Source organism: Streptomyces sp. NPDC056479 (assembly GCF_042795335.1).
In the GTDB taxonomy this organism is placed as follows: Bacteria; Actinomycetota; Actinomycetes; order Streptomycetales; family Streptomycetaceae; genus Streptomyces.
This window is the reverse complement of sequence record NZ_JBHTRZ010000002.1, coordinates 349,652-371,028: the sequence shown is the minus strand read 5'-3', so window position 1 is coordinate 371,028 and position 21,377 is coordinate 349,652. Positions and strand designations below refer to the sequence as shown.

At 70.6% G+C, this 21,377-nt stretch carries 19 protein-coding genes and 1 pseudogene; 12 read left to right on the top strand and 8 right to left on the bottom strand.

The window, feature by feature from the left end; all coding sequences use genetic code 11:
* Positions 1-57 precede the first annotated feature (57 nt).
* Positions 58-981 carry a PfkB family carbohydrate kinase gene (locus ACFQ6S_RS07975; RefSeq protein ID WP_383404931.1) on the bottom strand — a complete coding sequence of 308 codons (924 nt, stop codon included), beginning with the start codon at positions 979-981 and terminating at the stop codon, positions 58-60.
* Between the two features lie 215 nt (positions 982-1,196).
* Between ACFQ6S_RS07975 and ACFQ6S_RS07970 the strand changes: the two genes are divergently transcribed.
* The 3 genes from ACFQ6S_RS07970 (at position 1,197) to ACFQ6S_RS07960 (ending at position 3,423) form a co-directional block, all read left to right on the top strand.
* A complete protein-coding gene (locus ACFQ6S_RS07970) occupies positions 1,197-1,853 on the top strand; it encodes a glyoxalase (RefSeq protein WP_383404929.1) in 657 nt (218 codons plus the stop codon).
* Between the two features lie 262 nt (positions 1,854-2,115).
* Positions 2,116-2,634, top strand: a complete 519-nt coding sequence (locus ACFQ6S_RS07965) for a nucleoside deaminase (protein WP_383404927.1) — start codon at positions 2,116-2,118, stop codon at positions 2,632-2,634.
* A gap of 57 nt (positions 2,635-2,691) precedes the next feature.
* Complete coding sequence (locus ACFQ6S_RS07960; RefSeq protein ID WP_383404925.1) at positions 2,692-3,423, top strand: DUF1275 family protein; 732 nt, start codon at positions 2,692-2,694, stop codon at positions 3,421-3,423.
* 242 nt (positions 3,424-3,665) lie between these two features.
* Here the strand turns inward: ACFQ6S_RS07960 and ACFQ6S_RS07955 are convergent, their stop codons facing one another.
* Entirely contained in the window at positions 3,666-4,304 is a 639-nt protein-coding gene (locus ACFQ6S_RS07955) for a TetR/AcrR family transcriptional regulator (protein WP_383404924.1), read from the bottom strand.
* Between the two features lie 68 nt (positions 4,305-4,372).
* Between ACFQ6S_RS07955 and ACFQ6S_RS07950 the strand changes: the two genes are divergently transcribed.
* Positions 4,373-5,977, top strand: a complete 1,605-nt coding sequence (locus tag ACFQ6S_RS07950; RefSeq protein ID WP_383404922.1) for an FAD-binding oxidoreductase — start codon at positions 4,373-4,375, stop codon at positions 5,975-5,977.
* A gap of 256 nt (positions 5,978-6,233) precedes the next feature.
* Complete coding sequence (locus tag ACFQ6S_RS07945; protein WP_383404920.1) at positions 6,234-7,538, top strand: phosphatase PAP2 family protein; 1,305 nt, start codon at positions 6,234-6,236, stop codon at positions 7,536-7,538.
* A gap of 85 nt (positions 7,539-7,623) precedes the next feature.
* On the opposite strand, the gene ACFQ6S_RS07940 is transcribed toward ACFQ6S_RS07945, so the two are convergent.
* Positions 7,624-8,508: a helix-turn-helix transcriptional regulator gene (locus tag ACFQ6S_RS07940; RefSeq protein WP_383404918.1), complete on the bottom strand. Its 885-nt coding sequence runs from the start codon at positions 8,506-8,508 to the stop codon at positions 7,624-7,626.
* A 200-nt stretch (positions 8,509-8,708) separates the two neighbouring features.
* On the opposite strand from ACFQ6S_RS07940, the gene ACFQ6S_RS07935 reads away from it, so the two are divergent.
* Entirely contained in the window at positions 8,709-9,518 is an 810-nt protein-coding gene (locus ACFQ6S_RS07935) for an SDR family NAD(P)-dependent oxidoreductase (protein ID WP_383404916.1), read from the top strand.
* Here the strand turns inward: ACFQ6S_RS07935 and ACFQ6S_RS07930 are convergent.
* Complete coding sequence (locus ACFQ6S_RS07930) at positions 9,515-11,014, bottom strand: FAD-dependent monooxygenase (protein WP_383404914.1); 1,500 nt, start codon at positions 11,012-11,014, stop codon at positions 9,515-9,517. The two genes, ACFQ6S_RS07935 and ACFQ6S_RS07930, sit on opposite strands and share 4 nt — an antisense overlap.
* A gap of 98 nt (positions 11,015-11,112) precedes the next feature.
* Between ACFQ6S_RS07930 and ACFQ6S_RS07925 the strand changes: the two genes are divergently transcribed.
* Positions 11,113-11,745 (top strand): TetR/AcrR family transcriptional regulator, encoded by a 633-nt coding sequence (locus tag ACFQ6S_RS07925; RefSeq protein ID WP_383404912.1) that lies wholly within the window; start codon positions 11,113-11,115, stop codon positions 11,743-11,745.
* A gap of 62 nt (positions 11,746-11,807) precedes the next feature.
* On the opposite strand, the gene ACFQ6S_RS07920 is transcribed toward ACFQ6S_RS07925, so the two are convergent.
* Both ACFQ6S_RS07920 and ACFQ6S_RS07915 read right to left on the bottom strand, forming a co-directional pair.
* Entirely contained in the window at positions 11,808-12,545 is a 738-nt protein-coding gene (locus ACFQ6S_RS07920) for a hypothetical protein (protein ID WP_383404910.1), read from the bottom strand.
* Positions 12,546-12,712: 167 nt separating this feature from the next.
* The gene (locus tag ACFQ6S_RS07915) at positions 12,713-13,450 is read right to left on the bottom strand and encodes an SDR family oxidoreductase (RefSeq protein ID WP_383404908.1); all 738 of its coding nucleotides are present in this window, start codon (positions 13,448-13,450) and stop codon (positions 12,713-12,715) included.
* A gap of 120 nt (positions 13,451-13,570) precedes the next feature.
* Between ACFQ6S_RS07915 and ACFQ6S_RS07910 the strand changes: the two genes are divergently transcribed.
* Positions 13,571-14,371 carry a helix-turn-helix transcriptional regulator gene (locus ACFQ6S_RS07910; RefSeq protein WP_383404906.1) on the top strand — a complete coding sequence of 267 codons (801 nt, stop codon included), beginning with the start codon at positions 13,571-13,573 and terminating at the stop codon, positions 14,369-14,371.
* 35 nt (positions 14,372-14,406) lie between these two features.
* Here the strand turns inward: ACFQ6S_RS07910 and ACFQ6S_RS07905 are convergent, their stop codons facing one another.
* Positions 14,407-14,841: a hypothetical protein gene (locus tag ACFQ6S_RS07905; protein WP_383404904.1), complete on the bottom strand. Its 435-nt coding sequence runs from the start codon at positions 14,839-14,841 to the stop codon at positions 14,407-14,409.
* A 28-nt stretch (positions 14,842-14,869) separates the two neighbouring features.
* Entirely contained in the window at positions 14,870-15,709 is an 840-nt protein-coding gene (locus ACFQ6S_RS07900) for a DUF1206 domain-containing protein (RefSeq protein ID WP_383404903.1), read from the bottom strand.
* A 731-nt stretch (positions 15,710-16,440) separates the two neighbouring features.
* On the opposite strand from ACFQ6S_RS07900, the gene ACFQ6S_RS07895 reads away from it, so the two are divergent.
* From ACFQ6S_RS07895 to ACFQ6S_RS07880, 4 genes and pseudogenes are all read left to right on the top strand, one after another.
* Complete coding sequence (locus tag ACFQ6S_RS07895; RefSeq protein ID WP_383404901.1) at positions 16,441-17,370, top strand: alpha/beta hydrolase; 930 nt, start codon at positions 16,441-16,443, stop codon at positions 17,368-17,370.
* Positions 17,371-17,634: 264 nt separating this feature from the next.
* Positions 17,635-19,119 (top strand): annotated as a pseudogene (locus tag ACFQ6S_RS07890) (LuxR C-terminal-related transcriptional regulator); the annotation flags it as partial.
* Between the two features lie 226 nt (positions 19,120-19,345).
* Positions 19,346-20,647, top strand: a complete 1,302-nt coding sequence (locus tag ACFQ6S_RS07885) for a helix-turn-helix domain-containing protein (RefSeq protein WP_383404899.1) — start codon at positions 19,346-19,348, stop codon at positions 20,645-20,647.
* Positions 20,648-20,748: 101 nt separating this feature from the next.
* Entirely contained in the window at positions 20,749-21,336 is a 588-nt protein-coding gene (locus ACFQ6S_RS07880) for a PH domain-containing protein (protein WP_383404897.1), read from the top strand.
* Positions 21,337-21,377 lie beyond the last annotated feature (41 nt).

The following is a 21,377-nucleotide window of genomic DNA, read 5'->3' as shown; positions in this document are numbered from 1 at the left end:
GCCAGGAGCCCCCTTCTGCCCGCCTCCATCGTCCACCGCCGCGAACCGGACAGCGACTCAAGGCCCAGCTCCCGCAGCAGTGGTGCCGGACCGCATCCAGGCGCGGGTGCCGAATGACGTGCACGCCCGCGAGGCCACGAGGGCAGCGGCGCGCAGGGCGTGGACGAACTCCCGTGACGTCAACTGCCGTTGGCCGGCGAGGTGATGGGTGAGGGCTCCATGCAGGACGTCTCCGGCGCCGAGGGTGTCCGCCACCGGCACCGGGGGCACCTCGATCGTCCCGCCGCCGTCGGGGCCGGCCCACATGATGGGCCCGTCTCCCTGGGTGACCGCCGTCCAGGCGACCCCGTGCTGTCGGAGGAACCGCAGGGTGTCGGTGGGGGTGTGGTCGGTGCCGGGCGGATGGAAGTCGGCGGAGCATACCGCGACGTCGATGGAAGGGAGCAGACGCTGTGTGCCCTCCTTCCAGCTGCCCGCGTCGAGGAGGGTGCGGCGGACGGCACCGCGCGCGGCATGGGCGGTGGCCGTGGCCAGTTCCATGTGGTGGCCGTCGAGTTGGACGATGTCGCAGGCCGCCACCAGTGCGTCGAGGTCGTCGGGCGGGGCGAGCCGGTGTGAGGTCGCGTTGGTCGAGGCGACGGCACGCTGTCCGCTGGAGGCGGTGACCATGATGGACGACACGGCGGGCGGGTCGGCCGAGTGGGACGCCAGGTCCGACACGGTCACGCCCGCCCGGTCGAGGTCGGCCGTGACCGCGAGCGCCAGCGGGTGGGAGCCGATGGCGGTGAGCAGTCTGGGGGCGCCGCCCAGGTGGGCGAAGGTCACCGCCGCGTTCGCCGCCGGGCCGCCCGCGGCCACGGTCTGTTCGCGGGCGGTGAGTTTCTCGTCGGGAGCCGGCACATGATCGACGAGCTGGATGACATCCAGGGTGCACAGGCCGACGAACAGCCCTGCCGGTCGCCTTGTCGTTGGCGGTTCCATCCAGGTACACCTCCGCTCGGCCGGACGCCCCGGGCTCGCCGCCGCCCAGATCACCGAGGCGGGTTCCTTCAACCGTGCCCCGGCGCACCGTTGCCCACCCGTCCGTGGCGGCGAGGGTGACAAGCCGGGGCAGGAGACCGGTCAGGAAGACGAGCCAGGAGACCGGTCAGGAATCGAGAAGCCCCGGCCGGTTGGTCGCGCCTAGCGTGGTGGCCATGGAAACCACAGCATCCACCGCCACCACCCTGTCCCTCGCATCCGTCACGCTCGAGGTGGCGGACACCGAGGCCGCTCACCGCTTCTACACCGCCTTCGGGGTGGACAAGCACATACGCCTGCGGGCCTCCGAGGCGCCCTCCACCGGATTCCGCGGCTTCACACTGGCGCTCACCGTGTCCGGCCCGGCGACCGTCGACCACTTCCTGGACGCGGCCGTGAAGGCAGGCGCCACGGTCGTGAAGCCCGCCGCGAAGTCGCTTTGGGGCTACGGCGGAGTCGTCCAGGCACCCGACGGGACGATCTGGAAGGCCGCGACCTCGGCCAAGAAGGACACCGGCCCGGCCACGAGCGAGATCGACGAGATCGTCCTGCTGCTGGGAGTCGAGGACGTGAAGGCCACCAAGCAGTTCTACGTCGGCCGGGGCCTGACCGTGGCCAGGAGTTTCGGCGGCAAGTACGCCGAGTTCACATCCGGCGAGGCCGGCCCCGTCAAGCTGGCGTTGTACAAGCGTCGCGGCCTGGCCAAGGACCTCGGAGTCCCCGCCGACGGCACCGGTTCGCACCGCGTCGTCCTCGGCGGCACCGCCGGCTCCTTCACCGACCCGGACGGATTCACGTGGGAGGCCGCCACGTCGCCAGAGCCCCGGCCCTGACCCCCCGAGCCGAACGAAGCTGCTCACGGCGCAACACCCGACATGCATGGGCCCGAGTCACGCTGGACACGATCTGTGATGCTCCGGATACCTTGCGGAGTCGTAGCCGGCGGATGAGGGGAAGCGTATGGACTCGGGCAGGCGTCAGTTCCTTGGAAGGTTCGGGGCCGCACTGACGGGAGTTGCGGCGCCGTTCGCCCTCCCTGAGGACCTGCTCCAGGAGAGTCACGCCCACCCGGACCTGAGCCCTGGTCCGAGCCCCGTGACAGACCCGCGAACCGGCACCGGCACCCATCACGAGCGCTACATGTGGCTGGCCATCGAGCAGGCCCGGAAGAATCCCGAGTGGCCGTTCGGTGCGGTGATCGTCCACACCCGTACCGGCAGGATCCTGGGGAGCGGGGTCAACACCGGGGCGATCAGTCCGGTCCTGCACGGCGAGATGGTCGCCATGAACGACTACGTACGCCGGCAGGGCAACCAGGGCTGGGCCGACGCCACCCTGTACACGACCGGTGAGCCCTGCTCGATGTGCATGAGCGCGATGGCGTGGGCGAATCTGCGGCGCGTCGTCTGGGCGAGCTCGATCGACGAGATCCGCCGCACCGAGATCATCCAGATCGACCTGTCCGCACGGCAGGTGGCCGAATCCGCGAGCTCCTTCTACGCCCCGGAACTGCTCCTGGGCGGCGTACTGGCCCATCACACGAACCGCCTCTTCGAGGAGGCTCGACGACGGCGCCAGAGCCTCCCGGACGGGCATGACCTGAAGCGCGGGTAGGCGCGACCGGAGTCCGAAACCACGATCGCCGTATACCTGTCGTTATGCTCGATCACTGTGAGTGACCCACGGCAAGGGCAGGCCGGCGAGCCCCTGGCGCAACCGCCGACGGAACCGGGAATCGCCCTGCACGTGGCCGTCGTACTCCTGGTGACGGCCTCCGGTGCGGTGGAAGCCATCTCCTTCACCGCGTTGGACCATGTCTTCGCCGGGGTCATGACTAGCAACATCGCTCTGCTCGGGATGGCGATCGGGCGGGGGCAGGCAACGGGTGTCACCGCGGCAGTGCTGGCATTGACGGGCTTCGGTGTGGGCGCGGCCGTCACCGCCTGGCTCACCCGGCGGCGCGAGGGCGTGGCCACCCATTGGTCGCCGCCCGTGATGTTCTGCCTTGCCGGAGAGGTGGTCGTGCTGGCCGTGGGCGCGGGGATCTGGGCGGCCGTGGGCGGAGAGCCGGGGCAAGGCGCGCGCGACGCCCTGCAGTTCGGGGCCGCGGCGACGATGGGCATCCAGTCGGCGGCCATGGTGGCGGCCGGGCGCGCGGCGGCGCCGACCACCTATCTCACCGGCACGCTGGCCACGTACATCGTGAAGGGCGTGGGAGCGGGCAGCCCGGATCGCTGGGCGCCGGCCCGGCTGGCAGCCCTGGTGGCGGGAGCGGCGGCCTCGATGGCGCTGCTGCGGGCGGCTCCGGAGTGGGCCGGCGTGCTTCCCGTGGTGCTGGCGGTGTGCGCCATCGTGGCCGCCGGTCTGCCCCTGGTCCGGATGCGTCGTAGCTCCGTCGGCTGATCAGGCCGCTGTGCGCGCCCTATCCGCCATGGCTGACCGGCGCGAGAGCCGCAATCGCCCCGACCAGCAGGACAAGGACGGTCAGACGCGCCCGGATGAACCTCCGCATGTGGCTTCCCCTTTCCGGCGTTCGGTCAGGCCTGGCGTACCCGCCGCTCCGGCGAGAGCAGAGCGACCAACGCGCCACGACCCCTGTGTGTCCTTCTATAGCCGACCAGAGCTTGTCGGCCCAGCCGTCGTGCTTACGCGCGGTCGCCCTCGGGGGACCCGATCGAGCGGCCGGCGGCGAAGATCCGTGCGCAGCGTCGGGTCATGGCCTCGGGGGACTGGTCGGGATGGTTGATCCACCACCGGACCAGAGCGGTGCACAGGCCACGCCAGGCGTACTTGAGGGCGTCGGCGTCCAACGGGTCCGTGGATCCGGCCGTGTGCAGAAGATCGGCGCTGCCGATCGCGGCGAGGTCGTCGATGGCGCCGCGGTAGTACGCCGCGCGCTGGGCGGCGTCGCTGTCGGGCGGCAGGGTGGCGTCGTAGAGGACGAACCAAGCCTCGCGCTGCCCGTCCAGTGCGGTGAACAGGGCGCCCAGCACGCGCAGGTGGGTGGGCGCCGCACCGGTGTCGGGTTCGGCCATCGCGGCGCGGACGGCGTTCAGCAGCCGGTCGCCGACCGGGTCGAGGCAGGCGAGGTAGAGGTCCTGCTTGCTGCCGAAGTACTGGTGCAGCAGTGGCTTGGTGACGCCCACGCGCGCGGCGATGGCGGCGATGGTGGTGGCCTCGTAGCCCTGGCGGCCGAACTCCTCGGTGGCCGCGGCAAGAACCTGTCGTTCGCGTGCGGCCCTCGGTACGCCCTTGGTGCCGGCCTTGGAGGGGAGCGTTGTCATGGCCTCGATCTTACCCTAGGGTAATTTACCGTTTGGTAAGTTCCTTGGATCCCGCTGGGAGCGCACTCATGTCTGCCACTGCGACCGACCCCGACACCTCCCGCACACGCTCCTGGTGGGGCTGGGGCTACGCCGACGCCCACCCCGACGACGCCGAATGCGCTGCGCTGGGCGCTCTGTTGCCGGGCACTCTGCCCCGCCCGCTGCCGATACCCCGGGTCGCCGACCTTGCCATCGGCCGCCCCGGCGTGACACCCCCGCCCGCCCTGGCACACGTGGTCACCGCCGATCCCGAAGAGCGTGCCGCCCACGCCATGGGCAGGGCCTACCGCGATGTCATCCGGGCCCTGCGCGGCCGACCCGGCCGTATCCCCGACCTCGTCGCCCGCCCGACCGGCGACCAGGAGGTTGCCGACCTCCTGGACTGGGCGGGCGAGCACGGCGTGGCCGTCATCCCCTTCGGTGGCGGCTCCTCGGTGGTCGGCGGTGTGGAGTACCGCGGCGACGCCCATCGCGCGGTCCTCTCGCTCGACCTGACCGCGATGGACCGGGTCCTGGAGATCGACACCGCCAGCCGCTCGGCCCTCATCCAGGCAGGAGCCCTGGGTCCCGTGCTGGAAGGGCAGTTGCGGCCTCACGGTCTGACCCTGCGCCACTTCCCGCAGAGCTTCGAGTTCTCCACCCTCGGCGGCTGGCTGGCCACCCGGGCCGGCGGTCACTACGCCACCGTCCACACCCACATCGACGACTTCGCACAGTCCCTGCGTGTGGTCACGCCCGCCGGCACCGGCACGTCCTGGCGCCTGCCCGCCTCGGGCGCCGGACCGTCGCCCGACCGGCTCTTCCTCGGAAGCGAAGGGGCGCTCGGCGTCATCACCGAGGCGTGGATGCGGCTGCAGGAACGCCCCCGGTACAAGGCCTCCGCATCCGTGACCTTCACCGACTTCCCTCGCGCACTGGACGCGGTACGGGCCATCGCCCAGTCCGACCTCGCCCCGGCCAACTGCCGTCTGCTCGACCCCGGCGAGGCACTGCTGTCCGGCGCCTCGAACGACGGCTCCAGCGTCCTCGTCCTGGGCTTCGAATCCGCCACCACCCGCGTCGACGACCGCCTCGCGACCGCCTTGGACCTGGCCCGCGACCACGGCGGGCGAGGCGAGGCGCCGAAGGCGGACCGCGACGCCCCGGCCGACGCGGCCGTCAGCGCCTGGCGCTCGGCGTTCCTTCGCATGCCCTATCTGCGCGACGGTCTGGCCCGCATGGGAGCCGTCGTCGACACCTTCGAGACCGCCGCCACCTGGGACAGGATTCCCGCCCTGATCGACGCCGTCCGGACCGAGGTGGGCGCCGCCGCCCTCAAGGCGACCGGGCACCAGGCCACCATCAACTGCCGTCTGACCCACGTCTACCCCGACGGCGCCGCTCCCTACTTCACCGTGGCCGTCGCCGGCCGCCCGGGCGACGAAGTCGAGGTCTGGGACGACATCAAAGCCGTCGCGAGCGACGTCCTGCACCGGCACCGCGCATCGATCACCCACCACCACGCCGTCGGCCGAGACCACCGCCCCGGCTATGACCTCCAGCGCCCGGACCCCTTTGCCCTGGCGCTCCGCGCCGCCAAGGACGCCCTGGACCCGCACCGCATCCTCAACCCGGGCGTTCTGCTCGATTGACAGCGGAAATCACATCTGCGCAAGCACCCAAAAGCGTGAACTGTGTGGTTCTTGTGCACTACTCCGTTAGCATGATCGAACTTACGAGCGAGCATGCGCGTTCGTGCTTCACCGGAGAGTCCGTGCTGTCCGAATCGAAGTGTGCCCTATCAACTACATCGAAAATATCGGCTAAAGACCATTGATAAATAGATCATCGCGGTGGTTGTCGCGAACGGCGCGAATAGCGCGAAAAGACCGCATAAGCAAGTTCGCCATGCGGTGGGACCTGCGGGTGGTGTGGTGGGCCGGGGCGGCCGTGGTGGCCCTCGGGTTCCTGATCGCGCTGGAGGTCGCGGCGCGTCGCTACGACGTGCCGGGGCCCCTCACCAACCAGGCGCGGGAGGTGATGTTCCCGCCCAAGTCGGGCTTCCTGCTGTACGGCAGCATGGCGTTGATGACGGTGGTGCTCACCTGGCGGCAACGCCTCCTTGCGGCCGCCGTCGCGATCGGCATCGACATCGCCTTCGTGCTCGGGCGGTGGGCCCTCGACGTGAAGGTGACGGAAGGCCACCCCTTCGGTAACGGCGCGCTGCTGGTGATGTTGGGCTGTGCGGTCATCGCCCTCACACGCCGCACGGGCCGGGAACGCGTGCTGCTGCTGAAAGGCGTCGGGCTGGGCCTGCTTCTGGTGGCCGGCCGGAAAACGGGCGATGCCTGGCTGCTGATCACGTCGAAGACACGCCCGACGGTGTTGGACCAGTACGTGGCGACCGCCGACAACGCACTGGCCAACCCGTCGTGGATCGTGGGCCGGCTCGTCAGGGCGACCGGTCCCGTCGGCGCCCATGTTCTGGACTACGTCTATGTGCAGCTTGCGCTGGCCGCGGTCGTCGTCGCGCTCTACCAGCTGCGCCATGTGGCGACCGAACGCCGATTCCCCGGCCACCATCTGGTGCGCACCTTCTTGGTGATCGGCCTTTTGGGGCCGGCGATCTACATGATCTTCCCGGTGGTCGGCCCGGTCTTCGCCTTCGGCGCCGACGGAGGCCAGTGGGCGGCGAGCAACCTGTGGCCGGAGACACCGCCGCCTCTCACCACGCCCCACCCGATGCCCTTCGACGGCATCACCCCCCGCAACTGCATGCCGAGCCTGCACACCGCCTGGGCCACCGTGCTGTTCATCCACTCCCGCACGGGCCCGCGGCTGCTGCGCTACGCAGGCACTTTCTGGCTGATGGCCACACTCGGCGCAACGCTGGGATTCGGCTACCACTACGGCGTGGACCTGGTGGCGGGCGTGGTGTTCGCACTCACCATCGAAACAGCCCTGCGTTCGCTCGCACGCGGCTGGGACCGATCAGGAATTCAGCTGGTCGCCTACGGCACGGCCGTATTCGCCGCGCTGTTGCTGTCCTACCGCTATCTGCCCATGGAGATGGCGAGACTTCCATGGCTGTTCGGACCACTGCTCATTCTGGCCATGACCTCGATGATCTACGGCTACATGCGGACCACCAGACAGTGGGACCCGAAGGCCGCTTCGGCGCTGCAACCGACACCGCAGCCCGAACTCGTCTGAAGCACGCGCCCGCCGCCCACCCGCCGACACGACTCGGGCGGGTGTGGCAGTGCGTCGGAACGTGACGCCCGCGATCCTCACCGACTCATGACCACACAGCCGGGGCCGCCCTGCCACCGCCGGAGCGGGCGTGGTCGGCAGCCCACGCGGACAGCACCCTCAGGGCTTCGTCCGACGGCGACCCGGGATCGGCGAGAAACGTGAACAGACTCTGGTCCGGATCGCCGGGGAACGTCAGCACCTCCGTGTGAAGAGTGAGGCGGCCGGCGATGGGGTGGTGCAGGACCTTGGTGTCGTGGCTGAACTGGACGACCTTCTGCCCCGCCCACCAGCGGCGGAATGGTTCGCTCTGCATGGACAGCTCGCCCACGATCTCGGCGGTGCGGGTGTCGTCGGGGTGGCGGGCGGCATCCATCCGGAGCGTTCCCACGATCCCCGAGGCGACCAGCTCCCAACTGTCCGCGAAGAGCGACCGCGCGGCCTCGTCGAGCACGATCCAGCGGGCGGCGTTGCGATCCCGGACGGGCATGGCGTCGAAGTCGGCGAGCAACGCGCGCGCCATCCGGTTGCCGGCCAGGATGTCGGTACGGCGCCCCAGCACGAAGGCCGGCGTGTCCCCGAGGCGGGCGAGCAGCGCGTGGATTCCCGGACGCACCTTCTGCACGGCACGAGGCGCGCGCCGGCGACCCGCGGCCGGCCGACGCGCCACCGCGTGCAGATAGCCGCGCTCCGCCGGATCGAGCTGCAGAGCGCTCGCCAGGGCGTCGAGTACGGCGTCCGAGGGTGTGATGGGCCTGCCCTGCTCCAGGCGCGTGTAGTAATCCACGCTGACGCCCGCCAACGCCGCCAGCTCCTCCCGGCGCAGGCCGGGCACCCGACGCGGGGACGCGTCGTGGATACCGATCCGCTGCGGATCCATCGCCGCGCGCCGGGCGCGCAGGAAGTCGCCGAGCCCTTCGTTCCGCTCCATGAAGCCATGGTCGCGCGCGCGGCCCCGAGGTGCGGCGGCGAAGGTGGCCCCGCGGATCCCAGGAAGAGGCGAGCCAGCTCGACGGTCGTCGCGGACGCCGGCCGGCGGTTGGCTGGAGAGTGGAACGCCACCAGGGCGTTCCTTCCCCACTCCCCTCGCCGTGTGCCTGTCGCACGGCACTACCGCACGGAGTCTTCGACATGCCTTCCACCTGGCTCATCACCGGCGCGACCTCGGGCTTCGGCCGCCTCGTCGCCGAACGCGCGCTCGCCACCGGCTCCCATGTGATCGCCGTGGGCCGCCGCGGCGACCGGCTCGCCGAGCTGGCCGATCGCGCCCCGCACGGGCAGATCACCACCCTCGCGCTGGATGTCACCGCGCCCGACGCGGAGGAGGTCCTGGCCGCCGCCGTGCAATCGGCGGGACGCCTGGACGTATTGATCAACAACGCCGGCTACGGGCTGTTCGGATCCGTCGAGCAGATCGGTGCCGACGAGGCCCGCGCGATCTTCGACACCAACGTACTGGCCAACCTCGCCGTCCTGCGCGCCACGCTCCCGGCGCTGCGGGCGGCCCGCGGCCGGATCGTGCAGCTGTCCTCGCTCATCGGCCAGTTCGCCTGGCCGTCCTCGGGCCTGTACGCGGCGTCCAAAGGCGCCGTGGAACTGATCAGCGAGGCCCTCGCCCACGAACTGGCCCCCACGGGAGCCAAGGTCACCATCATCGAACCGGGCACGTTCGCCACCGAGTTCGCCACCAGCCTCCGCGTCGTCGCCCCGGACGACGTCTACATGCCGACCGTCGGCAAGTTCCTCACCGACTTCTCCGAACTGCCGCCCGAGGCGTTCGGCGACCCCGAGGCGGTGGCGAACGCGATCATGGATGTGACGACGATGGAGGAACCGCCCTTGCGCTTGGCCGTCGGTGACGACGCGGTGGAAGGCATCCGGGCTTCCCTTCGCTCGCGTCTGGCGGAACTGGAGAGTTGGGAGTCGTTTTCCCGCGCCTAGGCCGAAATGCTGCGAGTGATCGCGGCGAGGAGAGTGTCTTCGCCGGAGGCGCCGTCGTCCGTGGCCCAGCAGACATAGCCGTCGGGGCGGATGAGTAGGGCCGTGGCGCCGAGATCCTCGGTGGATGTGGCGTGGACGAGGTCGACGCGGGGTGGGAGCGGAAGGCGGGCCGAGAAGGTCTTGGCGAGGTCGAGCAGGACCGCGTGCCCGGAGCCGTAGAGCACCGAGAGCCGAGTGGAGCCGCTCTCGGTGATGAGGTCGGTGTCGGGTACGCGGTGCCCGGTGAGCGGGTGGTCGCCGGGCAGTGCGTAGCGCAGCGAGAGGCCGGACATCAGTCCCGCGAGGTGGCGGTTGGTGTCGGGCAGTCGCAGCAGGTCGGTGAAGATGTCCCGCAGGGCGGTCATGTCCTCGCTCGGGTTCGGGCCTGCCAGGACGCGTTGTGCGGAGGTGTGGTGCAGGACTTGGGCTGCGACGGGATGGCGTTCGGTGTGGTAGCTGTCCAGGAGGCCGTTCGGCGCCCGGTCCTGGATGACCGCGGCGAGCTTCCAGCCGAGGTTGAACGCGTCCTGTATGCCGAGGTTGAGCCCTTGGCCCCCGAGCGGGGGATGGATGTGGGCGGCGTCTCCCGCGAACAGGACGCGGCCGACGCGGTATTGCTCCAGCTGACGGGTCGCGTCACCGAACCGGGAGGAGTTGTCCACCACGCCGAGGGCGGTCTCGGGGCCGTAGACGGCGGTGAGCGCGGCGCTGATCTCCTCGGGGTCGACCGGGGTGTCGCGGTCGGTGTCCGTCTGCTCCGCGCGTCCGAAGGTGAACCGGTAGCGGTCGTCGCCGAGCGGCACCAGCATGGCCCAGTAACCGCCCGCATGCCGGGTGAGAGTGCTCATGTGCCCCATCTGACGCGGCACCAGTGACGATACGGCCGTCAGGCGGATGTCGGCCAACACCGCCTGATGCGTGCCGGGCCTGCCGGGGAACGGCAGGTCGAGGAGCTTGCGGACAGTGCTGTGTCCCCCGTCGCACGCCACGAGGTACCGGGCCCGCACGCGCACCCCGCCCGCCGTCACGACAACGCCGTCGTCGTCCGGCTCGACCCCTGTGACGGCGGTACCGCGCTGAACCCGCACTCTGGTGCGGCTCGCCCGCTCTTCGAGGACTTCCTCGATCTCCCACTGCGGGATCGCGATCGGGAACGGGTGCCTGGTCTGCCACGGCGTGCAGTCCAGCGGCACGGGGAGGGCCGCGAAGTGTCCGCCGACGGGATCACGTGACACGGCCCGCCGCAGCAGCGGTTCCAACAGCCCGCGCGATTCCAGCAGTTCGGCGGTCCGCGGCTGGATCCCGCCGCCTTTCACCTGCTGGGCGAACTGCGGCAGCTTCTCCAGCACGAGGGTGTCGACCCCGGCCAGGCCCAGTTCGTACGCCAGCGTCAGTCCTGTCGGGCCGGCGCCCACGACGACGATCTCGGTCTCGTTCCCGGTCTCGTTCTCGGTCAAGACGACTCTCCTTCGCTTCCCACGATCACTCGCCTCGGAGTAAATGTATACCAGGTGCAGATATAGCCTCGGGGTAGTGATCTGTTAGGGTGGGCGCCGTGGACGGCAAGCCAGGGCTACGGGAACGAAAGAAGCAGCGGACTCGCGCGGCCATTTCCGACGCGGCGATCACGCTCTTCCTCGAACACGGCTTCAACCAGGTCTCGGTGGCCCAGGTGGCCGAGGCGGCCGAGGTGTCCAAGCGGACACTCTTCGCGTACTTCCCGACCAAGGAAGACCTGGTCCTGCACCGCCTCGCCGACCACGAGAGTGAGATCGCGCGTGTCGTACGGGCCCGCCCGACCGGCACGGCCCCGCTGACGGCAGTGCGCGAGCACTTCCTCAAGGGCCTACGCGAACGGGACCCGATCACCGGCCTCAACGACCACCCGCAGGTGCGCAAGCTCCACCGCATGATCCTCGACGCACCGTCCCTGGCGGCCCGGATGGAACGGTTCAAGGCCGTTGCCGAACGGGCACTGGCGCAGGCGTTGCGGGAGACGGCTGACACTCCCGAACTCACCGCACGGCTCGCCTCCGTCCAGATCGTCGGGGTCCACTGGGCTCTCGCCCAGGACAACGCCGACCGCCTGGTGCACGGGGAGTCGGCCGACGCCCGCTCCGCGGGGGCGGTCTCCGATGCGGAGTACGCGTTCGCGCTGCTGGAGAACGGATTGCGGGAACTGGCGTAAGGCTTGTGGTGCAAGCTTGTGCCGCGCCGAAGTGGATGAGCGGGCGTATCCGTGTCGCACGCCTACCGCGGTCGCATCAGGTCCAGGTCCTCGCCCCATGCGTCCAGCACGGCGCCGTGCCCGGCCCGCCGGGCTTGCAGCTCGACATCGGCGAAGAGGCCGCGCTGTGCGGGCGCGTCACCCGTTCTTGAGATGCGGTCCACATCGTCGAGCAGCTTGCGGGTGTTCCAGCCGGGCAGCGGGAATCGGCGGAGCTCCCACTCCAGGTACTTGTTGTAGGGACGGGGTCGGCGGTCGAGAGTGAAAAGCAGTTCCAGCAGAAACCTCATGCTGTCGACGGCATCGAGGCGGGCCGCGAGCGCATGCCCGTCACGGTCGTTCTTGATGGAGCGGTAAAGGGAGTTGGCGTAGGCGTCCAGCCACTCACCCGCGTCCCGAAACGCTTCATCGGCGTCGAGGTGTGCCTTGGCCGCCAGGATCTGGGCGATGCCTCCGTCCAGCCGGTCGAGCAGGATCTGGGCACGGGCGAGGGCGTACCGCTCGAAGCCCGGCATTCCGGCGGCGCGGAACTCGTCCAAGGTGAGGATGACGAGGTCGAGCTGGGGGGTGCGGTGCTCCGCATGCCGGGCCAGAGTCGTTGCCGCGCCCTCGGCAAGGACGACGTACAGGTCGTGATCGGAGTATTCGGTGCTCATGCCCTCATGGGCCTGGGAGCCCTTGAGTACGAGTCCGACGACAGCCGGGTCGGCGGCGGCGAGTTCGATGAACGCGTCGTAGAGGAGCGGCTGCTGAGCAGTCATTACGTGATCTCCGGTGGCGTTGGGACGGGCATGCCGACTGGCGGGCCCCTGCTGACCGGGTCCCCAGTACCATCCGCGACGGCGCTTGGCCGACGCCCGGAAGATCAACGCACGTGCGGACACTACCTTCCGCCTGTGAAGAATCAAGGGGCTCGGAACTGAGCGGGTCAGTTCTGGGCGGTGGGCCGGACCACGATCTCGTTCACGTCGACGGTCGCGGGCTGCTCGACGGCGAACGCGATGGCTTGGGCGATCGCCTCGGGCGGGATCGCGATCTGGTCCCGCATTTCCGTGATCTGCTCTCGGACCTGGGGATTCGTAGATGCCTCGGCGAAGTCGGTCCCTACCACGCCGGGCGAGACAGTGGTCACCCGCAGAGAATCACCGGCCTCTTGACGCAGGCCTTCGCAGATGGCGCGGACCGCGAACTTCGTACCGGCGTAGACCGCCATGGTCGGCACGATACGAAATGCGGCCGTGGAGGCGATGGTGATGAAGTGGCCCGCGCCCTGGGCCCGGAAGACCGGCAACGCCGCGCCGATTCCGTGCAGCACGCCCTTCACGTTGACGTCGACCATCTGGTCCCACTCGTCGACCCGCAGATCGTCCAGAGGCGAGACCGTGCCGACCCCCGCGTTGCTGACCAGCACGTCGAGCCGGCCGAATCGCTCGCCGGCCAGTGCGACCAGGGCCTGCAGGTCGTCGCGTCGCGTCACGTCCGTGCGGATCTGCACTGCCGTGCCGCCCGACTTCTCGATCCGCGCCACCAGCTCCGCGAGACGCTCGGACCGGCGCGCACCCAGGACGAGCCGCGCGCCCCGCTCGGCCAGCAGCAGCGCGGTCGCCTCGCCGATGCCACTGCTGGCTCCCGTGATCGCCACGACCTTGCCATCGATTCCCGACACGATGTCCGCCTCATCCCTCTCGTCGGTGAGAGCTGCATCTCCCACTCGGGATCCAGTCTGTGAGGGATTTAGCCTGGTATCCAGAGCCTGTTTATTCTGGGACCAGGGATGCCATCCATCATGCAGAAGCAGCCGATTCAACGCCGTGAGCTGGGCGCCTTCCTTCGCAGCCGCAGAGAGCGGATCACCCCTGACCAAGTCGGACTGCCGCCCACGGGCCGACGACGGACCCCGGGTCTGCGCCGGGAAGAACTCGCGCTGCTCGCCGGGATCAGCGCCACCTGGTACACGTACCTCGAGCAGGGCCGGGACATCCGCGCCTCGGACCAGGTACTCGACGCTCTGGCCTCCACGCTGCGCCTCGACCGGTACGAGCGTGGTCATCTCTTTGAGCTCGCCGGTCACGCGTCTGAGGCCGAAACCGAGGAACCCGAGCCGCTCACCGCCGAGGTGGCGGCCGTCCCGCTGCTGCTCCAGCCGCATCCGGCGTACATCATCGGCGGCAATTACGACGTGCTCAGCTGCAACCGGGCGGCCGACGAGCTCTTCCCGCACCTCACCGCGGCGGTGGACCGGCCGGCGAACTTCGTCCGCTGGGTGTTCCTCGAACCTGCCGCGCGGGCCGTGCTGGTCGATTGGGAACTCGAGGCACGCGGGCTGCTCGCCCGGCTGAGGACCTTGGCCGGACGCCACCCCGGCGACCCCCGGTACACCCGGCTGATCGACGAGCTGAACGCGGGCAGCCCGGAAGCACGCGCCTGGTGGCCGCTGTACGACGTCCAGGCCCGGCACGGCGGACGGAAACGGCTACGGCGTCCGGGACGCGGGGTGACCGATTTCGCGTACACCGCATTCCACCTGGCCGAACAGCCGGAACAGACACTGGTCATCTACTCCGACGACCGGGAATCGGCTGATTGAACCCCCGCGCCTGTGCAGGTGCGAAGGATGATGACTCAGAAGTCGCTGGGCAGCCCGCTCGCCTCGGCGATGCCGCGCAGCTCTTCGGTTTGCTTGTGCCGTTCCCTGATGCAGTCGGCGATCTCGTCGAGGCGCTCGGGGTCGGAAGCGGTGGTCGCGTCTGTGACGATCCGGACCGGACCGGTCTCGTCGACGTCGATCTCGATCACTTCGTTGTCGAGGCGGCCGGTGGCGGCCGTGGCGATGACGAGGGCGGCCTCGTCGCGGATCTCCTGGGACAGCTCGTCGCCGGTCCCTGAGTCGACCGGGAGGTCGAGGCTGGAGAGGCGCTCCTCGTCGATCGCCTTGAGGATCGGTTCCACCACACCCAGCAGGAGGCGGTAGTCCTCCGTTTCCATCCGGATGCGCAGGAACTCCAGGTACAGGTCTACGGGCCGTCCGTCGCCATGCGGAATCTCGGATTCAGTCATGCGGACCCGGGTTCCCGAAGAATGCGATTCAGACACGTCGCCAGCGGGCCATCGTGAAGGAGAACACACCGAACAGCACCAGACCGGACGCGACGCAGACCAGTAGCCAGGGGCCGAGCGGGGTGTCGACGAAGGTGCGCAGGGTGTCGTCCAGCCCCTTGGCCTGGTCGGGCTCGTATTCGATGGCCGCGCGGACGGCGAAGACGCCGGCCACTGCGAACACCAGCCCACGCGCGGCGCCCCCGGCCACGCCGGTGACGTCCACCAGCCGCCGTGTCCGGTGGCTCATCCGTCCCAGCCTGAGATCGTCGTGATACTTGCGCAGGACCGCCCGTACGGCGATCCAGCCACCGGCCACGACGACGGCGATCCCTGCCGCCCCGACCAACCACTGACCGGCGGGTATCTCCAGCGCCATGGCGGTGGCGTCCCGCGACTGCTGGTCGCTGGATCCGCCGCCGCTCTGGTCCCGGTTCACCGCGAACGACAGCACGGAATAGGCGACGAAGACGTAGAACCCGAAGCGGACGGTCGCCAGCAGCCGCTTGCGTGCGCTGCGTCCGTCCTTGCCGACGGAGCCGAACAGTGCCTCGGACAACCGCCACAGGGCCATGCCGGCCAGTCCGATGCCCAGCGCCCACAGCAGCACCGCGCCGAACGGCTTCTGCGACAGTTCCGCCAAGGCCCCGCCGCGGTCGGCCTGCTGGTTCGTGTCACCGAAGGCGATCTGCAGCGCCAGGACACCGACGAGCAGGTAGATGACGCCCCGGGCGGTGAGCCCGGCCCGTGCGGCCCACTCGATGACCGAACCACGCGCCGCCCGTCGGGCCCGGAACCGACCAGTCGATGCCAACGCACTCGTGTCCATGTATACCTCCCGGCAATCCGGATGCCCCGGCTCGGCCGCCACACACGCGGCCCTGTCACGGGTGGTGGAGGCCGTGCCCGACGAGGCTGCGGGTGTTGGGGGGAGGGGCTCGGACCGGATGGTGGCGTCACATCGCGTCACATTGCGACCTCGAGCGGACTCCGTTCGGGACCGTGTCCGTTGCCCGGCGCCGGATCGCCGGCTGGGCCGGGTGCGCTGCGGCCCGAGTTGCCGTCACAGGCCGCGGCTGTCAGGTGCGCGTGCTGACGTAGCGCACGTTCGGGCCCCACTTCGCCCTCGCCGCTGCCATGCACCAGTGGCACAGCGGAGAACCGCCACGGCCGTACCTCTGGGTCTTGCGATGGCATACAGCGCACGGACCTACCTGTTCGCCGCCGCAGATGAGCGCGGAGGGGTCCGGCTCGGTGACCGGGGGTCGGGAAGGGATCATCGCGTGCGCCCTGTTCCGGGTGACGTCTGTCCGCCACTGCTATGTCAGGGTACGCCGCGTATGGCACGTTCGTTCGAGTCTGGTTGGAGGTGGCGACCGAGTCCGTCCGAAGGCGGCGACACAAGACCGGTGACATTGCCGGTCCGCGCGCCGCAGCCGGTCCCCGACAGTGGCACGGCCAGCCCGACGGCGGTGCCCCACGGCGGGCGCGCGACCGACGCCCCATGTCTCGCGTGTCCGCGGCACGGGCCGCCCGCCACGACAGAGAGGACGACTCGTCGTGCAGCTCCACTCCCACACCACCTCACGGACGCATGCCTCCGGCTCTCCCCGGCGCCGGACCGGGCGACTGGCCGGTGCCGCCGCGGCCCTTGCGGCGGTCGTCGGCCTCGGAACCCTGACCAGCCCGGGCGCCCACGCGGCGGACAACCCCTACGAGCGCGGCCCGGCCCCCACCACGTCCAGCATCGAGGCGCTGCGCGGCCCGTACGCCGTGTCGCAGACGTCCGTCTCCTCGCTGTCCGTCACCGGATTCGGCGGCGGCACCATCTACTACCCGACCAGTACCAGCGACGGCACCTTCGGCGCCGTGGCCATCTCGCCCGGCTACACCGCCTACGAGTCGTCGATCTCGTGGCTGGGACCGCGCCTGGCCTCGCAGGGCTTCGTGGTGTTCACCATCGACACGCTCACCACCCTCGATCAGCCCGACTCCCGCGGCCGTCAACTGCTGGCCGCCCTGGACCATCTCACCGAGCGCAGTTCGGTACGCAGCCGCATCGACGCCGGCCGCCTGGGTGTCATGGGCCACTCGATGGGCGGCGGGGGCAGCCTGGAGGCCGCCAAGTCGCGTCCGGCACTGCAGGCGGCCATTCCGCTGACCCCGTGGAACCTCGACAAGACCTGGCCCGAGGTCACCACGCCGACCCTGATCTTCGGAGCCGACGGCGACACCGTCGCCCCGGTCGCCTCCCACGCCGAACCGTTCTACTCCAGCCTGTCCTCCTCGCTCGACCGCGGATACCTGGAGCTGAACTCGGCGACCCACTTCACGCCCAACTCGTCGAACACGACGATCGCGAAGTACAGCATTTCCTGGCTCAAGCGGTTCATCGACAACGACACCCGCTACGAACAGTTCCTGTGCCCGCTGCCCCGACCGAGCCTGACCATCGAGGAGTACCGGGGCAACTGCCCGCACACCTCCTGACGCCGCCCGGCGTTCCGGCGCCGGTGTTGTGCCCGGGCACTGTCGCGACGGCAGGTGGTTGGACGGGCGCACAGTCCGCCCAGCCACCGTGCGCGGCCAACACGCAGGTGACACCCCCGATTTGTGCGCCTGGAGGCGTGGACGTCAGTCTTCCGGTCCTCGTTACGCGCAAGTAGCGTCCCGGGAATGACCGGAGACAGGAGCAGTGTGCGGACGGCTCCCCGCTTACGGAGCCGGAACGGAGAAGACAGCGCCGGGTCGGTCGTCGTCGATCGCGGCCATCTCGAACTCGCCCGTGGCAGACGGCAGTTGTTGGACGGGCCGGTGGACGACGCCCGCGAGTCCCTGCTGCTCGCCGAGTCCCTGTTGGCCGCCGACGCCCCCGAGCAGGCCGAGGCCGCCCGCCTCTGCGCAGTGGACGCCGCCTGGGCGGCGGGGGACATCACGGCGTGCCTGAGCACGCTGGGCGCCGACCACCCGTCGACGCCCGAGGCCACGGACCCCGCGGTATCCCTCGATGAGGACGGTTCGCCGCGTGCCGGATGGCCCCGCGACGCGTTCGTGCGGGACTACCGAGACGGCATGTACGCCCTGCTGACCGGGCGTCCGGAACTCGCCGTCGAGCCGCTGCGGCGCGTGCTGGACCGTGCGTGCACGGATGACCGGCCCGAGCGGCTGTTGCGCGCCGCGGCGGCGGCACTGCTGCTCGGGGACGTCCGCGCAGCCCGCACCGCAGGAGCCCGCGCCCTCGCGTCGGCGCGCACCGCGGACGCTGCCGCGTTCGAGGCCAGGGCTCTGGAGTACCTGGCCTACGGCGAACTGCGCGCCGGCCGCCACGCGCAGGCGCGCGCCCACGCCGAGGAGGGCGTGCGGGTCGCGCTGGCGGCCGGGCACCGCAATACGGCGGCGAGTCACCACGCGATGCTCGCCCTGGCGGCCTCGATCGAGGGTGACACCGGTGTGGTCGCCGGCCATGCCTCGGCCGCCCTGACCACCGCCCGCCGCCATGGCCTGGCCCAGGCGGCGACCCTGGCCGAGTGGGCCGTCGCCCGCGCCGACCTGGCCCGCGGCCGTCCCCTGGAGGCCGCCGACCGGCTGGGCCCGCTCGTCGGGCCGAGTCCCCGGCGCGGTCACTTCGCCGTGTGGATGCTCGCCGTGCCCTGCTTCGTCGAGGCCACGGTGCTCGCCGGGCACCCGGCGGAGGCACCGACGGTCGTCACCGACCTCGCCCTGTGGGCGGCGTTCGGCGCCGACCCGCACGCCCCCGCCCAGCTCGCCCGCTGCCGTGCGCTACTCGCTCCCGGGGACTGCGCCGACGACCTCTACCTGCGCGCGCTCGCCCTGCACGACGAAACGGGCGGGGACTTCGAACGCGCCCGCACGGAGCTCCTGTACGGCCGATGGCTGCGGCGGCGGCGCCGACTGCGGGAGGCTCGTAGCCGGCTCGGAGCCGCCCTGGTCGGCTTCGAACGCTGCGGTGCCTTCGCCTGGGCCGACCAGACGCGCGGTGAGCTGCGGGCCAACGGAGCCGCGCCCATGACCCAGGCGGCCGGAGGGCTGTCGCGGCTGACGCCACAGCAGCTGCGCATCGCACGGCACGTGGCCGAGGGCGCCACCAACCGGGAGGTGGCCCAGCGGCTGGCCGTCAGCACTCGCACGGTCGACTACCACCTGCGCAACGTCTTCGCCGCCCTCGGCGTACGCTCCCGCATCGAACTGGCACGCATGGTCGACCAGGAGAGCCGCTGAACCTCCGCCCGGCCGGGTGAGCCCAGCAGTCAACGAGAGGATCTCGGTGGTCCGCACGGAAGAATGCCGTTGCACGACCCTAGGGACCGACCGGACGGTATGCCATCCTTCGAGGCAGGACGAGTCGGGTGACGACCGTCGCACGGGCAGCGCACCCCGCCGGACACCGCTGAGCCGGCCCGGTGCCGGAGCACTGCCGGGACGCCGAGGTTGGGGGAGGACCGCGATGCATCCTGCCGTACGCGCACGCACGAGGATCAGCACCGGGCCGAAGCCCGTTCCACAGCCGCGGACACGTCGCATCCGATCGCTGATCGACGCGGACGCGCTGCGTGTCCTGCACCGGGCGGCCCGCGTCCTGCTCGACGACCTGCCGGAGCTGACCGACCGGCTCCTGGCGGTCCTGAGCGAGCAGGAACCGGCGTACCGGACCGCCCTGGAGAACGATCACTCCGGCACCTGGGAGGAGGTGCACCGCTCGCTGCGGCACAGCGTGACCTCGCTGCTCGATCCGCGGGGCACCCGCGACGCCGCCCACCGCTGCACCTGGCGGATCGGCGTCGCCCGGGCCGAGCAGGGGCTGCCGCTGGACGCCCTGCTGCACGCGTTCCGGGTGGGCGGGTCCCTGGTGTGGCAGCGGCTGGTGGAGGAGACCTCCCGCTCGGCGCCCGAGGACATCCGGCTCCTCGTGCACGTGGCCACCGACGTGTGGGAATTCGTCGACGAGCACTGCAGCCTCGTGGCCGACGCCTACCGGCAGGCCGAGCGGCAACTGGCCTGGCGGCGCGAGAACCGGGTACGGCTGCTCGCGGCGGCCCTCCTGGACGGCACGAGCCGGATCGCCGACCTGCCCGAGACGGCCGAGGGACTGCGCCTGCCGGAGCACGGCCGGTACGTCGTCGTCGCGGTCGCCGGCGCCCGGCCGCAGCTCCCCATGGGCGTCCGCGCCGCAGCCGTACCGCCCGCCCCGCACGTGTACTGGCACTCAGGAGTGGAAGTGGACTACGGCATCGTCCTGGTCGGCGATGAAGGGGACGAGGGGAACAAGGGGGACGACCGCGACCCCGTGGAGGCGCTGGGCCTGACCGCCGACGGCACGTCCTGCGGCCGGATCGGCGTCGGCAGCGCCGTGGCGGGACTGGCCGCGGTGGGCGACGCCCGGCGCCTGTCCGACCTGGCCCTGAGCATCTGCGGGCCCGAGGGCGGCACGGTGCGGCTCACCGAGCATCTGCCCGAGGCTCTGGTGATCTCCTGTCCGGAGCTGGGGGCGACCCTCACCGAGCAGGTTCTCGGCCCCCTGCTGCGGCTGGAGCCGGCCGACCGGGACGTACTGCTGGACACCCTGGCCGCCTGGTTCGTGTGCGACGGCTCCGCCCAGCGTGCAGGTGAGCGCCTGTACTGCCACCGAAACACCGTCCTGAACCGGCTTCGCCGCTGCGAGCAGCTCACCGGCCGCTCACTGGCACGCCCGGCGGACGTGGTGGAGATCAGCCTCGCCCTGACGGCACGGCGGCTGCTGCGCGGCTGACCGGGTATTCCGCCGGCACGCGCGCGGTACACCTGTCGGAGATGCGCGTGACCGGTCCGGGTGATGCACTCGGGGGAGGGGACCGGTCGGCTGGAGGCACCATGGCTTTCAGGGAAAGGCCGCGTGGACCCATCGAGCACCTGCGGCGGCCCTGGGTGCGTGTGGGCCTGGTGGCGCGGATCAACGCGGTGGCCTTCCGGGTGTTCTCCTTCGGCGTGAGGCGTGAGATACAGCGGTTGCCCGATGTGTTGCTCGAGGGCGAGACGGTCGAGATGCTCGCCACAGGGGGCTATGGCAGAGGCAACGGGCTGCTGGCCATGACGAATCAGCGGCTGGTCTTCTACTCCCACGGCGTGTTGTCGCAGCAGGTGGAGGACTTTCCGTACAGCCGGATCAGCTCTGTGCAGTGGTCCGGCGGCCTGCTGATGGGGACGCTCAGTGTGATCGCATCGGGCGACAGGACCGAGATCAGGCAGGTGCCGAGAGATCAGGGGAAGGCACTCGCCGATCTGCTGGGGCAACGGATCTCGGCCGGCGCGCTGCGCCCTGAGGCACAGCCCGCGCGCACCCTCGGGTCTGCCGATTACATCGCTGCCCGCCTGGGGACGCTGGACCAGTTGCGCGCGGCCGGCGCGATCACGGAAGAGGAGTACCGGGGCCGCCGGACCACCATCCTGCACGGCCTCTAGGGGAAGCGGCTCCGTGCGCGGACCCGCGGGGCGTCCGGCCG

Excerpts from the sequence above, each read along its gene's own strand:
- ACFQ6S_RS07975 (WP_383404931.1), bottom strand. The coding sequence starts at position 981 with ATGGAACCGCCAACGACAAGGCGACCGGCAGGGCTGTTCGTCGGCCTG.
- ACFQ6S_RS07970 (WP_383404929.1), top strand. The coding sequence starts at position 1,197 with ATGGAAACCACAGCATCCACCGCCACCACCCTGTCCCTCGCATCCGTC.
- ACFQ6S_RS07955 (WP_383404924.1), bottom strand. The coding sequence starts at position 4,304 with ATGACAACGCTCCCCTCCAAGGCCGGCACCAAGGGCGTACCGAGGGCC.
- ACFQ6S_RS07950 (WP_383404922.1), top strand. The coding sequence starts at position 4,373 with ATGTCTGCCACTGCGACCGACCCCGACACCTCCCGCACACGCTCCTGG.
- ACFQ6S_RS07945 (WP_383404920.1), top strand. The coding sequence starts at position 6,234 with ATGCGGTGGGACCTGCGGGTGGTGTGGTGGGCCGGGGCGGCCGTGGTG.
- ACFQ6S_RS07940 (WP_383404918.1), bottom strand. The coding sequence starts at position 8,508 with ATGGAGCGGAACGAAGGGCTCGGCGACTTCCTGCGCGCCCGGCGCGCG.
- ACFQ6S_RS07935 (WP_383404916.1), top strand. The coding sequence starts at position 8,709 with ATGCCTTCCACCTGGCTCATCACCGGCGCGACCTCGGGCTTCGGCCGC.
- ACFQ6S_RS07920 (WP_383404910.1), bottom strand. The coding sequence starts at position 12,545 with ATGACTGCTCAGCAGCCGCTCCTCTACGACGCGTTCATCGAACTCGCC.
- ACFQ6S_RS07910 (WP_383404906.1), top strand. The coding sequence starts at position 13,571 with ATGCAGAAGCAGCCGATTCAACGCCGTGAGCTGGGCGCCTTCCTTCGC.
- ACFQ6S_RS07905 (WP_383404904.1), bottom strand. The coding sequence starts at position 14,841 with ATGACTGAATCCGAGATTCCGCATGGCGACGGACGGCCCGTAGACCTG.
- ACFQ6S_RS07900 (WP_383404903.1), bottom strand. The coding sequence starts at position 15,709 with ATGGACACGAGTGCGTTGGCATCGACTGGTCGGTTCCGGGCCCGACGG.
- ACFQ6S_RS07885 (WP_383404899.1), top strand. The coding sequence starts at position 19,346 with ATGCATCCTGCCGTACGCGCACGCACGAGGATCAGCACCGGGCCGAAG.
- ACFQ6S_RS07880 (WP_383404897.1), top strand. The coding sequence starts at position 20,749 with ATGGCTTTCAGGGAAAGGCCGCGTGGACCCATCGAGCACCTGCGGCGG.